Genomic DNA, 15,399 nt, shown 5'->3' with positions numbered 1-15,399 from the left:
GCTTTCGTGCGACGGCCGGGTCGGCCGTGTGCACCACGACCGCGGGGAATGGAGGCGGCCATGGGAGCGATCGGCTCGGCCTGAATTCGGTTCGTCGGGAGTGGGAACCAGATCGGCGCGAGCGGTGTACCAAATGTGATGGCGTCACCACACGGCGTCACAGCAGGTGGCGCAGGCTCCGGTCTCTGACCATGAGGGCGGCCCGCTTGGCGGGCAGGTCGACTTCGGCGGAGAACCGGAAACCGGCGCTCAGGAAGGCAGCGACGGAAGGGGTGTTGCGAATGTCGGGTTCGGCGACGATGCGAGCGCAGGCGGGCCGCTTGTCGAGCACGAGGTCGGCGACGGATCGGAGCAGGGTTCCACCGAGTCCTCGGCCGCGGCCGCCGACGGCACCGATGAGGAGATGAACTCCGGTGTCATGGGGCCGCGCCGCGTAGTACCGGGCCAGCGGGTCGAGGTCGGCTCGGTAGATCTCCCAGTAGCTCATCGGCGTGCCGTCCAGCATGCCCAGGCACGGGATGCTGCGTCCATCACCGGAAAGCTGACACCGCAGATGCTCTTCAATCGCGTTCTGGGGTCCCGCGAGCCCCCAGAACGCGGCGACGGCGGGGTCGTTCATCCACCGGTAGATGATCGGAAGGTCCCGTTCGATCCGCACGGGGACAAGGTGAAGGACTCCTGCAGGTGTGCTGATCGGCCCCCAGGCGGCAACACGGTCGAGCAGATCGTCGCCGATCGGGAGGAGAGCGGGAGGTGCTGCCGTGCCTGCGGGGCCCGGGCTCCGCTCCCCATCGACTGCGGCGTCGTCCGCGAAGAGCGCGAGGAGTTCGTCAGGCAACTGCAGATCCAGCGTGTCCTCACTGTCTGCGTCCGCGCCGGCAGCCGGCTCGATACGGCACGCACGAGCACCCGGGCTCGCGGCGGTGCGGATATCGGTGACGGGGGCGGTGCCGGCATTGGCGCTCGCGTCGGTGGGAGGCACGGCGACGCTCCTCTCAAGAGGCGGGGTGGGTCATGTTCCTCAGGGATGAAGGGGGTTGGTGAGAGCCGCAGCGATGGTCGGGAGCGAGGGGGGGGTCGGTGGTGATTGACCGCGGTCAGAAGTGCGGAGCGGTGTGACAAGGGGCAACCGTGATGGTCAGGAATGCAGGGGGTTGGCGATGGTGACGTAGACGGACTGGGTGTCGACCGGGCCGATGAGTTCGTCGAGGCCGTGCAGCCGGGTGAGTAGGTTGGCCTTGCAGCGCAGGACAGGTGAGTCGAGGAGGTGGGCAGGCAGCGATGTGCGCAGACGGGCTGTGCCGGAGGCCACCTCGCCGAGGAAGCGGCGAAAGGCTGCGAGCAACAGTTGTTCATCCGCGAGACGCTGAGAGCCGAACGCTCCGATGAGACCGAGCACGTTGTTGATCGCGAGGTAGTAGGCGAAGCGTTCGTCGGCGACCTCGTCCGAGACGAAGGTGTCGCTGTGCTCGCCGATGCCGGGCAGCCGGGCGTCGAGTGCCGCGCGCCGGGACTCACGGAAGTAGTAGCCCTGGTTGTCTCGGTAACGGCCGCCCGAAGGCCAGCCGTCACCGTCCAGCAGGACCAGCGTGTTCTGCTGGTGTGCTTCCAGAGCGATGCCCGCCTCGGCATCGAGCCACAGCACGGGGCGGACGACGTGTTCGAGGTAGCGCAGGAACCACTCGGCAGCGACGGCCCCGCGAGGGCGTCCCGTTCGGTCGGCGAGACGCGTGACGAGCTCGGCGAGACGGGACCGAGGGGGCGTCGTGTCCCAGGGGTGATGGCCCGCAGCGGTGCCGGCTTGTGCGTGAGGTCGGGGTGAAACGAGTCCGGCTACGCAGGACACGTCGTCGGAAGGTCTGAACGGGTTGTGCCGGATCATCACGTCGAAGCCGGCCACGGGGACGCCGTCCGGCCCGTCCACGGCGAGCCATGCCGGATCGCGAACGATGTCGAACCCCGGGTGCGCGGCCTGCCACCGCGTCGAGAGGCCGCTGCGCAGGAGCCGGTGGACCTCGACGCCGCGGTGCAGCTCCTTCCGGAGGTTCTCACGGCGGGAGTTGGTGATGCGCAGGCCCAGGGAGAGTTTGAGCATGGCACTGGCATCGGATCTGTGGACGGTCCGTACGGAGGAGGTGGGATGCCAAGGTTCACCGTGGGCGCCGAGGTCCCGGAGCAGTCCGGCATCGAGCAAGGCCGCGGTCTCGGGACGGTGCTGGATCTCTCGGAGCTGCCAAGGATGCATGGGCAGGGCCGCGAACCCGTCCGGCAACGCCAACTCAGGCCCGGCGAGGCGGACCATGAGCTGAGCCGCGGGGACGACACGGCCGCGCTCGGTCCATGCCGAGTCAGCGGCGAGCAGGGAAGGGGCGACAGCCATCCAGTGCAACGGGAAGGAGCCGCGCAACTCGGGTGAATACAGCTGTGCTTCGGCCTCGGAGAGACCCTCGCGGCTCTTCGGCGTCGGGTGGAGCGGGTGTCCGAGCGTGAGCGCCTGCTCGGCCGCGAGGAAGATGTCAGGGCCGTCGGCGGGGTGAGCGCGGCGCTCGCTGATGAAGGTGACGGTTCGTCGGACGGAGTCGGCGACACGGGCAACGAGGTCAGTGGCCCCGGAGATGGCGGGGAAAGGCAGGGCAGCGGGCGGCCTCGGAGCGGCGGAGGTCGGGGCGTTCTGAGGGGGCATGGCAGGGGGCGTGGAGGCGGAGGGTCCAGGGACGCAGGACGAGTCTGGGCCAGAGATGGAGGTAGCGGCAGCGGCGCCGGAGACCGTGGAGGAGTCGAGGTCAGAACCGGAGCAGGCAGGGTCGGAGCAGGAAGCCCTGGCGACAGAGGAGGCAACGAACGCGGAGTCTGGGGACGCCCCGGGGCGAGGAGCAGACGCGGTCCGGGGAGGTCGCGTCGCGTCAGTCGAGGCAGTCGACGTATCCGACGTCGGCGAAGAGGCAATCGATGGGTCGCATGCCGGCGAAGGGCGAACGCCCGCGGAAATCGGGCGAGCCGCTACGCACCCAGGGCTCGTCGAGGTGCTGCTCCCAGCCGACGGGTCGGCGACCGAAACCATGACGGCGGGGTTGCTTTGCGCCAGCGCCTCCCTGGTGAGGAGGGCAGCAAGGGTGACCGCGTCAGTCGGTGGGGACGGAGCCGGGGCGTCGGCCAGGTGTGGGAGGCCGAAGCGGTGCCATCCCGACGGGGACCAGTAGTGGACCGGGATCAGCAGGGTCGTACCTGTGGCGGGCAAGGGGATGCGGAGGATGCCGTTGTCGGGTGCCGGGACGTTGGTCTCGCGAACCCAGCAGCGGAGCAAGTTCTCCACGGCCGCGGCCTGGGCTGCGGTGTGTGGGTCGGGGTGCTCCAAGAGGTCTGAGGCGGCAGCGCCAGGCAGCCGCTCGATGTCCGGAGCGCCTGCCTGCATCGGCGTACACATCAGGGCCTGTGCATCGGCAGCTCCCTGCGCCGACGCCGGTTCCTGCGGAGTGTCCCCTCCCTTGGGTGCGTCGCATCCCTGACGTGTATCGCCGCTCTGGGGCGCGCGGCCTCTCTGAGATGAGTCGCCTGCCAGTCGCGTGCCGCCCTGTTCTAGGGAAGTGCCTGCCTGGGCGGGCACAAGCCCCATCCCGCGAGGAGCCAATGCGGTCGGAGGCGCAAGCAGCTCCTGCTGGGACAGGTGCGGGTCGGCGGAGCATCGCGCGCGAGTGTCGGGACGGCCGTCGGGTGCGGGGGTGGTGGTCAAGGTTGGTCCTCTTGAACTGGTTCTGACGCATGCGGCGACGGCCGCCGTACTGCGGTGAGGGTGGGCGTGGTTTTGATGGGTCCGCGAATGTGTGGCTTGCGGAGGGCAGTTGGGAGCGGCATCGGTTGGCGGTGGTTTCAGTTGGAGGCGCGGTCCGAGGGGAAGTGATGTGTCGTTCGAAGGTGAGCTGTTGCTCGGGAATGGGTCGGTGAACGGACGCCGACGCGACAGGACCGGGTGGAGTGCGGGCTGGCGCGCGCCACGGCCGTCGCGCACCATCGGACCGCGCTATCCCGCCCGGTCGGTACGGCCACCGGGCCGCCGAGGGCGCGGGGACGGATGGTGCGTACGGTCCGCACCGAACGCGTCGTGATGGGTGTGGCTTCGGGACACCGCGGCAACGGCGTCGGCCAGTCGGTCCAGCACTGCGGCAGCCTGTTCGTCGCTGATGGTCAGGGGCGGAAGCAGGCGTACGACGCTGGAGTGGCGGCCGCCGAGTTCGACGATCAGGCCACGTCGCAGGCACTCCCGCTGGATGGCGGCCGCGAGTTCGGGAGCGGCAGGGCGAGGGTGGCGATCCGAGGTCTGCGCCGCCGTCGAACCGGCTCCTCGGGCGGTGCCGTTGGCGTCCGTCGAGGAGCCGCCCATGGTCTGGGCAGGGTCCAGACCCACCAGAACGCCCGCCCCGCCTCCAGGCCAACCAGTGTCGGCCGAAGCATCCGACTCGACCTGGGCGCGAGCCTCGTTCCGAGCGGGAGCAGTCAGGAGCCCCGGCCCGCCGCCGACTCCCTCAGTCGACGCCAGGGGAACCGACCGCCCCTCGCCGTGCTCGGAATCGGCCTCTGGATCCACCACCTCGACCCCGATCATCAAGCCCCTCCCCCGCACATCCCCGATGCAGGCGAACTCCCCTGCGAGTTGCTGGAGTTTGTGCAGCATCCGCGAGCCCAGTTCGGCCGCCCGCTCGGCGAGCCGGTGCTCGCGGACGTAAGCGAGAGTCGCCGTCCCGGCGGCCATGGCGAGCTGGTTGCCGCGGAACGTGCCGGCGTGGGCGCCGGGCTGCCAGGCGTCGAGGTCGTCGCGATAGACGATGACCGCCAGGGGCAGGCTGCCCCCGATGGCCTTGGAGAGGACCATCACGTCGGGGGTGACGCCGCTGTGCTCCACCGCCCAGAAGGAGCCGGTGCGCCCGACCCCCGTCTGGACCTCGTCGGCGATGAGGGGGATGGCACGGTCGGCGGTGATCTGCCGCATGCGCCGCATCCAGCCCTCCGGCGCGGGGATCACTCCGCCCTCGCCCTGGACGGGTTCGAGGATCATCCCGGCCGGGCGCGGCACACCCGACTTGGGGTCGTCGAGGACGGACTCGGTCCAGCGGGCGGCGAGTTCGGCGCCGTGTTCGCCACCGATACCGAAGGGGCAGCGGTAGTCCTGCGGGTAGGGCAGGCGGGCGACTCGTACGTCGAAGGCGCCCCCGGAGGCTTCGAGCGCTCCGGCGGTCATCCCGTGGTAGGCGCCGCTGAAAGCGAGGATTCCGGTGCGTCCGGTCGCGGCCCGGACGAGCTTGAAAGCGGCCTCCACCGCGTCGGTGCCGGCCGGTCCGCAGAACTGCACGCGTGCACGGTCGGCGAGACCGGGCGGCAGCGTGTGGAAGAGCTCGGTGATGAAGGCGTCCTTGACGGGGGTCGCCAGGTCGAGGACGTGCAGTGGTGCGCCCGAGTCGAGAACCTTGCGGATGGCCTCCAGGACCACGGGGTGATTGTGTCCGAGCGCCAGCGTCCCGGCGCCGGAGAGGCAGTCCAGGTAGCGGCGGCCGTCCGCGCCCTCGATGGTCAGCCCACGTGCCCGTACAGGCACGATCGGCAGGGCACGCGCGTAGGTGCGCGCCGCCGACTCGCGCGCCGACTGTCGCCGCAGGATCCCCTCCTGCACGGCACGCGCCCCCGCCGACTCGGATGTCCCCCCGCGCAAAGATTCGGTCACGACCATGGCTCCCTGTCCTCCCGCTGTCCAGGGGCGAGCAGGTCTCTCGCATCCTCGCCCCACCCGACATACGAAGCCCCGCGAGCGTCGACTCGAAGCTCCGGGGAACTGGGCACTGGGGACCGCCCACGGGCAGCTGGCCCCCCACCGCTACCAACCGCGGACCGTTCACCGGGTTACGGGTTGCTTCAAGATCCTTGCGGTGACGGAACCATCGCCGATGGACCTTCACGAGGTGGAAGCAGACTGCGCACAGGGCGGGCCAGACCGGCGGGCCGACCCAGGCCCCCGTACCGGCCGTGGCCGCGCTCGGTCCAGCGGAGCACGTTGCACACCGCCGCCCGCTCGCGCCGCTCCTCCAGCGTCCGCCGACAGGTGAGCGACCTGGGCAAGAGCCAATCCAGGGCCGGACACCAAGGGAAATGGGCTGCTTGTGGCAACCGTGCAGAGCCGGACTGTCGTCCGGCCCCGCCGTGGAAGGGGTCAAGACCGTGCTGCATGGCGGCTCGGTGATTGACGATCTGCCGACGCGGCGGGTCAGTGTGGACCATTCGCTCGTCCAGCTGACTCCCCAGGAATTCGATCTCCTCGGCCTGCTCGCGCGACGCCCCGGTGTCGCCGCTACGCACCTCCCCCCGAATCCGGATGAACTGCCAGGTCAGACAGCCCGTAGCGAAACCGTTGCCGTTCCGTCGGCACTCCCCCACAGCGACCGCATAGTGTGTGGTGCCGTCCCAACGCGCCGTGACATCCCGCCCGATCAGCAAGCGATCTGCACGCAATCGGCAAGCAATCCGCTGGCGATCAGCGGGAGTTCACGGTCGCAGCGCCAAGTACCGTCACCTCAGGGGGAGTCAGATCATGCGATCGATACGGCCGTCGTTCACCACTCGCCGAGGAGGGAGCGCACGCCGCAGAACCTCCCCGCTGCCCGTGGTCGCGCTTGCCGCGGCGCTGGCGCTCACCGCCACGGCCTGCGAGTCGGGCGACGCCGAGGCGGGCGCGGAGGCCAGCGCGTCCGCGGCGGCCGGAGGTGAAGGCAAGATCACGATCCCGGACGACATCAAGGACAAGCTCAAAGAGCACGGGATCGACATCGACAAGTGGAAGGACGGCGCCTGGAAGAACTGGGACAAGGACGACTGGCTCCGCGAGGCCAAGGACTACATCAACCCGATCATCGAGGGCCTGTGGGACCCGGACCGCATGCGGGAGGCCGAGGACCCGGACCGGGGTGTCGACGACAGCGACCTCTCCGGTGACCAGGGTGTGACCGACCCGACGCCGGAGTCGGTGGACGCGCAGGCGGTTTCGCCCGCGTACCACGCCAACGCCGCCGAGGCGGGCAAGGTGTTCTTCGACTCTCCCGAAGGCACGATGGTCTGCTCGGCAACGGTCGTGCAGGACCCGGCCAACCCCGGCAAGTCCAACATGGTGTGGACGGCGGGTCACTGTGTGCACGCGGGCAAGAGCGGCGGCTGGTACCGCAACATCGCGTTCGTGCCGTCGTACAACGACAAGGCCATGGGATCGGCCGAGTTGGAGAACGCCACCAGGGAGCAGGTCGCTCCGTACGGCGTGTGGTGGGCCGACTGGGCGCGGACCTCGGACCAGTGGATCGCGCAGGGCGGTCCGACGGGCGGGGACGGCGCCCCGTACGACTTCGCCGTGCTGCATGTGAAGCCGGAGGAGGGCAGCGGCGGCAAGTCCCTGGAGGAGACGGTCGGTTCGGCCCTCCCGGTGGACTTCAACGCCCCCGCAGTGCCCGAGGTGGACAGCCTCAAGGCGATCGGCTACCCGGCCGCCGCGCCGTTCGACGGCCAGAAGCTGTTCCAGTGCCAGGACAAGCCTGGCCGGCTGTCGATCGACGCGTCGGCCCCCACGATGTACCGCATCGGCTGCACCATGACGGGCGGTTCGTCCGGTGGTGGCTGGCTCGCGACGGGCTCGGACGGCAAGCCGGCGCTGGTGTCCAACACCTCGATCGGCCCGGTGGATTCGGGCTGGCTGGCGGGTCCGCGGCTGGGTAAGGAGGCCAAGGGCGTGTTCGACGAAGTGAGCGAGAAGTTCGCCGGTCAGTGACGTTCACCGGACGCCGATCAATAACGTTCGCCGGACGCCGGTCAATGGCGGCACCGTAGGCACGGTAGGCACCGGCTGCAGTGACGCGGTGATGCGGTGGTGCCGAACGGCAATGGCGCGGTGGGGCGGTGAGGAGAAACCTTCACCGCCCCACCGCCGTTCGGCCTCAACTCCACGGGCATAGTGGGGTGTCGCGTCCGAAGGGCTCGCACCCATGAGTGCACGGCCCCTCCGCGACGAGCAGCTGCCATCAAGAGGTCACAGAAGTTCACGGCAGTCACAGCAGCCACAGAGGTCACAGCAGTCACACGCTTCAACGGGGGTTATCGCACCATGCCTTCCACACCCATGCCCGCAGCAGCTCCTCGCCGCGGGCGTCGCTCCGTCCTCGCCGCCACGGGACTCGCCGCCGTGCTGGCGCTCACCGCGACCGCCTGTGGCGGCTCGACCGAGGACTCGGCGAGCGACCGGGCCGAGGCTGCCGCCTCGCGGGCTGCCGACGCCGCCGACACCGCCGGTGACGGCAAGATCCAGATCCCGGCCGAGCTCGCGGACAAGCTCAAGGAACACGGGATCGACATCGACAAGTGGAAGGACGGGGCCTGGAAGAACTGGGACAAGGACAAGTGGCTCAGCGAGGCCAAGGACTTCGTCAACCCGGTGATCGAGGGCCTGTGGAAGCCCGACCGGATGCAGTCCGCGAAGGAAGCCAACAAGACCGTCACCACACAGGACGCCTCGGCCGACCAGGGCGTGAGCGACCCTGAGCCGGCGCCCGTCCAGGCCACGGCCGAGAAAACGCCGTACCACCAGAACGCGGCACCCGTCGGCAAGGTCTTCTTCGACACCCCCGACGGCCCGGCCGTCTGCTCCGGCACGGTCGTCAGGGACGTCAACCACCCCGGCAAGTCCAACCTCGTCTGGACGGCCGGCCATTGTGTGCACGCCGGCCAGAGCGGCGGCTGGTACCGCAACATCGTCTTCGTCCCGGCCTACAACGACCTCGGCAAGTCCGAGGCGCAGCTGGGCAACGCGACGGCCACCGAGATCGCTCCCTACGGCAACTGGTGGGCCGACTGGGTATCGACGTCGAACGAATGGATCCAGGGCGGCTCGGACACGGGCGGCGCGGGTGCCGCGTACGACTACGCCGTGCTGCATGTGAAGCCGGAGGCCGGCGCGAAGTCCCTGGAGGAGACCACCGGCGCCCTGGATGTCGACTTCTCCGCTCCGTCCGCGAGCGAGGTCGCCACGATGGGCGCCTGGGGCTACCCGGCGGCACCGCCGTACAACGGCCTCCAGATGTTCAAGTGCCTCGACCGTCCGGGCCGCCTGTCGCTGAGCTCGGCTCTGCCGACGATGTACCGCATCGGCTGCACCATGACCGGCGGTTCGTCGGGCGGGGGCTGGTTCCGGGTGGTGAACGGCGAGACCACGCTCGTGTCGAACACCTCGATCGGCCCGGAGGACAACACCTGGCTCGCGGGCCCGCAGCTGGGCGCGGGCGCCGAGTCGGTGTACCAGTACATGAGCAAGACGTACGGCGGCCGATGACTCACGCACACTGACCCACATGGAAGGCCCGCCCCCTGCGACAGGGGGCGGGCCTTCGGCAGTTCTACGGCCACACGGACCGCCGTTCCGCGACGACTCAGGCGGTCGCCGCCGGAACGTACGGCGCGAGATCTGCCGCCAGCTCCTCGTGCACCCGAACCTTGAGCAGCGTGCCCTCCGGGGTGTGCTCCTCGGAGATCACCTCTCCCTCGGTGTGGGCGCGGGCGACCAGCTTGCCGAGCGTGTACGGCACGAGCGCCTCGATCTCGACCGACGGGCGCGGCAGCTCGTTGTCGATCAGCGCGAGCAGCTCGTCGATGCCCTGGCCGGTGCGGGCCGAGACGGCGATGGAACGCTTCTCGATCCGCATGAGCCGCTGCAGCGTCAGCGGGTCGGCCGCGTCCGCCTTGTTGATCACGACGATCTCCGGTACGTCGGTCGCGCCGACGTCCCTGATCACCTCGCGCACGGCGGCCAGCTGCTCTTCCGGGGCCGGGTGCGAGCCATCCACCACGTGCAGGATCAGGTCGGACTCGCCGACCTCCTCCATGGTGGAGCGGAACGCCTCGACCAGGTGATGCGGCAGGTGACGGACGAACCCGACCGTGTCCGCCAGCGTGTACAGCCGTCCGCCCGGGGTCTCAGCCCGGCGCACGGTCGGATCGAGGGTCGCGAACAGGGCGTTCTCGACCAGCACGCCCGCGCCCGTGAGGCGGTTGAGCAGCGACGACTTGCCGGCGTTGGTGTAGCCGGCGATGGCGACCGACGGCACCTTGTGGCGCTTGCGCTCCTGGCGCTTGATCTCGCGGCCGGTCTTCATCTCCGCGATCTCCCGGCGCATCTTCGCCATCTTCTCGCGGATCCGTCGCCGGTCCGTCTCGATCTTGGTCTCACCGGGACCACGGGTGGCGAGGCCGCCGCCCTTGCCGCCGCCCATCTGCCGGGACAGCGACTGACCCCAGCCTCGCAGCCTCGGCAGCATGTACTGCATCTGCGCGAGCGCGACCTGCGCCTTGCCCTCTCGGGACTTGGCGTGCTGGGCGAAGATGTCGAGGATCAGGGCCGTACGGTCGATGACCTTGACCTTGACGACGTCTTCGAGGTGGATGAGCTGGCCCGGGCTGAGCTCACCGTCGCAGATGACAGTGTCGGCGCCCGTCTCGAGCACGATGTCCCGCAGCTCCTCGGCCTTGCCGGAGCCGATGTAGGTGGCCGCGTCGGGCTTGTCGCGGCGCTGGATCACGCCGTCGAGCACGAGCGCGCCCGCGGTCTCCGCGAGGGCGGCGAGCTCGGCCAGCGAGTTCTCCGAGTCCTGCACGGTCCCCGAGGTCCAGACACCGACGAGCACGACCCGCTCCAGGCGGAGCTGGCGGTACTCGACCTCGGTGACGTCCTCGAGCTCGGTGGAGAGGCCCGCCACACGGCGCAGAGCCGCGCGCTCGGAGCGGTCGAACTGGTGGCCGTCCCGCTCTCCGTCGATCTCGTGGCTCCAGGCGACGTCCTCTTCCATCAGGGCATCGGCCCGAAGACCTTCGGGATGGGTGTGCGCGAAGCGCTGCGTGTCCTGGGAAAAGGAAGAAGAGGAGGTCATTGGATCCTTACGTCGATGGGCAATCCGTTTGCGGCGACGGTGGCAGCGGCCCTGCGGAGCGAGTCCGTAGCGCCTCGGAACTGATCCGTCACTGCTCACAACGCACGAGTGCCCCGGGAGATTCCCGCGGCCCGTACCGCGCCGACCCAAAAATGGTCGCACGGCACGGGCCGTCTCGTCACCGCCTTATTTCGCGATCGTGTTCGTCACTGTCACCGTCTTCACGGTCACCGACTTCGCGATCGCCTTCTTCACAGTCGCCTTGTTCCCGGCGACCTTCCTCCCAGCCGCCTTCTTCCCGGCCGCCTTCTTCCCGGCTGCCTTCCCTCCGGCCGCCTTCTTCCCCGCGGCCTTCTTCGCGGGCGTCTTGTCGGGGTCCACGGACTTCCACTCCGGCTGACCGGGCATCGGCGGGGTCTTCTCCCCGTACAGCCAGGCGTGCAGGAACCCCTCGAGGTGGCGGCCGGAGATCTCCTCCGCGAGCGCGACGAAGTCCGCGGTTGTGGCGGCACCGTCCTGGTGACGGCTCACCCAGGCGCGTTCCAGACGCTCGAAGGCCGGGGCGCCGATCTCCTGGCGAAGGGCGTACAGGACCAGTGACGCGCCGTCATAGACGTTCGGCCGGAAGATGCCGTTCTTCTTGCCGGGGTCGCCCGCCTTGGGGGCGGCCGGTGGTCCGCCGGCCGCACGCCAGCGGTCGGATGCGGCGTACGCGGCCTTCATCCGCGCCTCCATCGGCCGGCCGGCCTTCTCCGCCGCGTACAGGGCCTCGTACCAGGTGGCATGCCCCTCGCTGAGCCACAGGTCGGACCAGGTGCGCGGGCTGACGCTGTCGCCGAACCACTGGTGCGCCAGCTCGTGCACCATGATCGACTCGATGTACCACTTCGGGAAGGCCGACTCGGTGAAGAGCTCTCTCTCGAAGAGAGAGAGTGTCTGGGTCTCGAGTTCGAAGCCGGTGGCGGCCTCGGCCATCAGCAGGCCGTACGTCTCGAAGGGATACCGCCCGACCTTCCGCTCCATCCAGGCGATCTGGCCGGGGGTCTTCTTCAGCCACGGTTCGAGCTGCTCGCGGTCCTTGGTGGGCACGACGTCCCGTACGGGCAGTCCGTGCGGGCCGGTGCGGTGCAGCACCGTGGAACGGCCGATGGACACCTGGGCGAGCTCGGTGGCCATGGGGTGCCGCGTGCGATACGTCCAGGTCGTCGCCTTGCCCGAGCGGTCCACGTCGGCCTGCAGGCCGTTGGCGACGGCGGTGTAGCCGTTGGGCGCGGTGACCCGGATGGTGAACATCGCCTTGTCGGAGGGGTGGTCGTTGCACGGGAACACGACGTGGGCGGCGTCGGCCTGGTTGGCCATGGCGAGGCCGTCAGCCGTGCGCACCCAGCCGCCGTCCCGGCTCTCGCCGTACTTGGGGTCGCTGGTGTGCCGCACGGTGATCTGCATCCAGCTGCCCTCGGGCAACGACTCCTCGGGCGTGACCACGAGGTCCTCACCGGCGCTCCTGAACGACGCCGGCTCCCCGTCGACCTCGACGGACTCGACCTTGCCGTGGGCGAAGTCCAGATTGAAGCGTTCCAGGTCCGTGGTCGCCCAGGCGTTGATCGTGGTGACGGCCTTGAGGGGCTTGGTGTTGGTGCCGGGATAGGTGAACGAGAGGTCGTACGAGGCCACGTCGTAGCCGGGGTTGCCCAGGTACGGGAAGAGGCGGTCACCGACACCCAGGGGTTCGGCAGGGGCGCTCGCGGCGAGCAGGCAGGAAGAGAGGACGACGGCCAACAGTGCGGGGGCCTTGAGACGCCGACGGGTGCGGGGACGGGGGCGAGGAGCGCCAGGGACTGGTCGCTGGGCCTCGGTGCGGGGGGTGAGCAGCATGCACCACGGCTATCAGCGCGCGCGTGCGGGGCGTCGACGACGCGCGACCGGCACACTCGAACGGGGGTGTCGGGTGGCTGCTGGGCGGGTGCAGTTGGGACCGGTCGCTGGAGCAGCCTGCCTCGCGCGGGCTCGTCATGTCCGACTGAACCCGCCGTGGGCGCCCCACGCGCCCATCCCCGCACCAACAAACCCTCGCGCGACACCCCGCGCTCCCTCGCCCCTTCACGCCCCCTGCATCTGCGGCTGCGCCCGGCTCACGTCGTACACGCCGGCCACATTCCGCATCGCCCGCATCAGCCCCGGGAGCAGCGCCGCGTCCGGGAGTTGGACCGTGTAGGTGTGGCGCACGCGCTGCTGGGTCGGGGGCTCGACCGTCGCCGATACGATTTCGGCGCCCTCCAGGGCCATGGCTTCCGTGAGGTCGGCCAGCAGGTGCGGGCGGACGAACGATTCGGCGACCAGGGTGACCCGGCACTCGGTGGTGTCGCCCCAGCGCACCCCGATCTCCGCGCGCCCCGCGCTCTTCATACGCGCCACTGCGGCGCATTCGACGCGGTGGACGGTCACCACTCCCCCGCGCACGGAGAATCCGGTGACCTCGTCGGGCGGTACGGGAGTACAGCAGCCGGCGAGGCGTACGGTCGCGCCCGGCTGGTCGACGAGGACGTCGGCGGTGGCGTAGCGGCCGGCCGGCCCCTCGACGGCAGGGCGGAAGGCCTGCCCCTCCGCGGCAGTCTCCTGGCCCACCGATCCGTCGCCCGTGGGCCGGAAGAGCACCCTGGTCTCTTCGGCCCCGGGGGCATCGCCCTGCGAGGGATGGGCGGCCAGCCACCGCTGGATGGCGATCCGGGCGGCGGGCGTGTGGGCGTGCTCCAGCCACTCCCTGGAGGGCTCCGAGGCCGGGTCCTGGCCCATGAGGAGCTGGACGGTGTCCCCGTCCCGCAGAACCGTGCTGAGCGTCGCCAGGCGGCCGTTGACGCGGGCGCCGATGCACGCGTGCGCGTCTTCTCCGTACTGCGCGTACGCCGCGTCCACACAGGTCGCACCCTCGGGCAGGCCCAGGGTGCCGCCGTCGGGCCGGAAGACCGTGATCTCGCGGTCCTGGGCGAGGTCCTCGCGGAGCGTGGACCAGAAGGTGTCCGGGTCGGGCGCGGCCTCCTGCCAGTCGAGGAGCCTGGACAGCCAGCCGGGGCGCGTGGGGTCGGCGCGCTCGCCGTCACTCGCGGCGGCGGCCTGCTCCTCCGCAGGAGGAGCGTAGGGATTGCCGAGCGCGACGACACCGGCCTCGGCGACCTTGTGCATCTGGTGGGTCCGGATGAGGACTTCGGTGACCTGGCCGTCCTCGCGGGCGACGGCGGTGTGCAGCGACTGGTACAGGTTGAACTTGGGGACGGCGATGAAGTCCTTGAACTCCGAGACGACGGGCGTCATACAGGTGTGCAGTTCGCCCAGGACGCCGTAACAGTCCGCGTCCTCGTTCACCAGTACCAGCAGCCGTCCGAAGTCGGCACCGCGCAGCCGGCCACGCTTGCGGGACACCCGGTGCACGGAGACGAAGTGCCGTGGCCGGATGAGGACTTCGGCCTGGATGTCGGCCTCGCGCAGGACCTTGCGCATCGCGTCGGCCATCTCGGCCAGCGGATCGTCGGCGCGGGAGGCGTTGTCGACGATCAACTCCCGTGTGTGCTCGTACTCCTCCGGGTGCAGGATCGCGAAGACCAGGTCTTCCAGCTCGGTCTTGAGCGCCTGGACGCCGAGCCGTTCGGCGAGCGGGATGAGGACGTCGCGGGTCACCTTGGCGATGCGGGCCTGTTTCTCCGGGCGCATCACACCGAGGGTGCGCATGTTGTGCAGCCGGTCGGCGAGTTTGATCGACATCACACGGACGTCGTTGCCGGTGGCGACGAGCATCTTGCGGAAGGTCTCCGGCTCGGCGGCGGCGCCGTAGTCGACTTTCTCCAGCTTCGTCACGCCGTCGACGAGGAAGCGGACCTCCGCACCGAACTGCTCACCGACCTGGTCGAGCGTCACATCGGTGTCCTCGACCGTGTCGTGGAGCAGAGAGGCCGTCAAGGTGGTGGTCTCCGCGCCCAGTTCGGCGAGGATCAGGGTGACCGCGAGCGGGTGCGTGATGTACGGCTCGCCGCTCTTGCGCATCTGGCCGCGGTGCGAGGACTCGGCCAGCACATAGGCGCGGCGCAGCGGTTCGAGGTCGGCGTCGGGATGGTGGGCGCGGTGGGCGTCGACGACATGGCTGATGGCGTCGGGCAGCCGGTCGCGTGAGGCGGGGCCGAGCAGCGCAGCCCGACCGAGGCGGCGCAGATCGATCCGGGCGCGGGCCTTCCTGCGGGACACCGCGGGCGTCACAGGGCCTGCTACCGGGCCTGGCGTCGCGGAATTCGTTGCCTCCGCACTCATGGGCACCTCCGGCTGCGTGGACCGGCGGACGGGGTGCCCCATGGCGGACACGGCTCAGGGGATGGCGACATCTCCCCCGTCCGGGCCGGTGCTTGATGCTACCGAGCCCATCACGTGCGGCTGACCGCCTCTCGCCGAGCGTGAAACGGATCACCCATTCGAG

Annotated in this window: 8 protein-coding genes; 2 read left to right on the top strand and 6 right to left on the bottom strand. The window is 69.9% G+C overall.

Annotated features, from left to right (window positions below; all coding sequences use genetic code 11):
* Window positions 1–157: 157 nt before the first annotated feature.
* The 3 genes from EHO50_RS16175 to EHO50_RS16160 all read right to left on the bottom strand — a co-directional run bounded on the left by EHO50_RS16175 (window position 158) and on the right by EHO50_RS16160 (window position 5,719).
* Window positions 158–982, bottom strand: a complete 825-nt coding sequence (locus EHO50_RS16175; RefSeq protein WP_128430849.1) for a GNAT family N-acetyltransferase — start codon at window positions 980–982, stop codon at window positions 158–160.
* 156 nt (window positions 983–1,138) lie between these two features.
* Window positions 1,139–3,412, bottom strand: a complete 2,274-nt coding sequence (locus EHO50_RS16170; RefSeq protein WP_246101187.1) for an IucA/IucC family protein — start codon at window positions 3,410–3,412, stop codon at window positions 1,139–1,141.
* A 606-nt stretch (window positions 3,413–4,018) separates the two neighbouring features.
* Window positions 4,019–5,719, bottom strand: coding sequence for a diaminobutyrate--2-oxoglutarate transaminase family protein (locus tag EHO50_RS16160; RefSeq protein WP_246101186.1), 1,701 nt, complete (start codon window positions 5,717–5,719; stop codon window positions 4,019–4,021).
* A gap of 855 nt (window positions 5,720–6,574) precedes the next feature.
* Here EHO50_RS16160 and EHO50_RS16150 point away from each other — a divergent pair.
* Together EHO50_RS16150 and EHO50_RS16145 are read left to right on the top strand one after the other, a co-directional pair.
* Window positions 6,575–7,795 carry a trypsin-like serine peptidase gene (locus tag EHO50_RS16150; protein WP_128430848.1) on the top strand — a complete coding sequence of 407 codons (1,221 nt, stop codon included), beginning with the start codon at window positions 6,575–6,577 and terminating at the stop codon, window positions 7,793–7,795.
* Window positions 7,796–8,128: 333 nt separating this feature from the next.
* A complete protein-coding gene (locus tag EHO50_RS16145; protein WP_128430847.1) occupies window positions 8,129–9,349 on the top strand; it encodes a trypsin-like serine peptidase in 1,221 nt (406 codons plus the stop codon).
* A gap of 97 nt (window positions 9,350–9,446) precedes the next feature.
* Here the strand turns inward: EHO50_RS16145 and hflX are convergent, their stop codons facing one another.
* The 3 genes from hflX to EHO50_RS16130 all read right to left on the bottom strand — a co-directional run bounded on the left by hflX (window position 9,447) and on the right by EHO50_RS16130 (window position 15,236).
* Window positions 9,447–10,940 (bottom strand): GTPase HflX, encoded by a 1,494-nt coding sequence (hflX, locus tag EHO50_RS16140; protein WP_128430846.1) that lies wholly within the window; start codon window positions 10,938–10,940, stop codon window positions 9,447–9,449.
* Window positions 10,941–11,126: 186 nt separating this feature from the next.
* A complete protein-coding gene (locus EHO50_RS16135) occupies window positions 11,127–12,815 on the bottom strand; it encodes a M1 family metallopeptidase (RefSeq protein ID WP_128430845.1) in 1,689 nt (562 codons plus the stop codon).
* A 225-nt stretch (window positions 12,816–13,040) separates the two neighbouring features.
* Window positions 13,041–15,236, bottom strand: coding sequence for a RelA/SpoT family protein (locus EHO50_RS16130; protein WP_128430844.1), 2,196 nt, complete (start codon window positions 15,234–15,236; stop codon window positions 13,041–13,043).
* Window positions 15,237–15,399: the final 163 nt, after the last annotated feature.

This window comes from Streptomyces cyaneus, assembly GCF_004028635.1.
Classification (GTDB): Bacteria; Actinomycetota; Actinomycetes; order Streptomycetales; family Streptomycetaceae; genus Streptomyces; species Streptomyces cyaneus.
The sequence above is the reverse complement of the archived record's forward strand: the minus strand, read 5'-3'. Positions and strand labels throughout refer to the sequence as shown.

Bases quoted from the DNA above. Each gene is read 5' to 3' on its own strand.
- EHO50_RS16130 (WP_128430844.1), bottom strand. From the start codon at position 15,236: ATGAGTGCGGAGGCAACGAATTCCGCGACGCCAGGCCCGGTAGCAGGC.
- EHO50_RS16170 (WP_246101187.1), bottom strand. From the start codon at position 3,412: ATGCAGGCAGGCGCTCCGGACATCGAGCGGCTGCCTGGCGCTGCCGCC.
- EHO50_RS16145 (WP_128430847.1), top strand. From the start codon at position 8,129: ATGCCTTCCACACCCATGCCCGCAGCAGCTCCTCGCCGCGGGCGTCGC.
- EHO50_RS16150 (WP_128430848.1), top strand. From the start codon at position 6,575: ATGCGATCGATACGGCCGTCGTTCACCACTCGCCGAGGAGGGAGCGCA.
- EHO50_RS16160 (WP_246101186.1), bottom strand. From the start codon at position 5,719: ATGGTCGTGACCGAATCTTTGCGCGGGGGGACATCCGAGTCGGCGGGG.
- EHO50_RS16135 (WP_128430845.1), bottom strand. From the start codon at position 12,815: ATGCTGCTCACCCCCCGCACCGAGGCCCAGCGACCAGTCCCTGGCGCT.
- hflX (WP_128430846.1), bottom strand. From the start codon at position 10,940: ATGACCTCCTCTTCTTCCTTTTCCCAGGACACGCAGCGCTTCGCGCAC.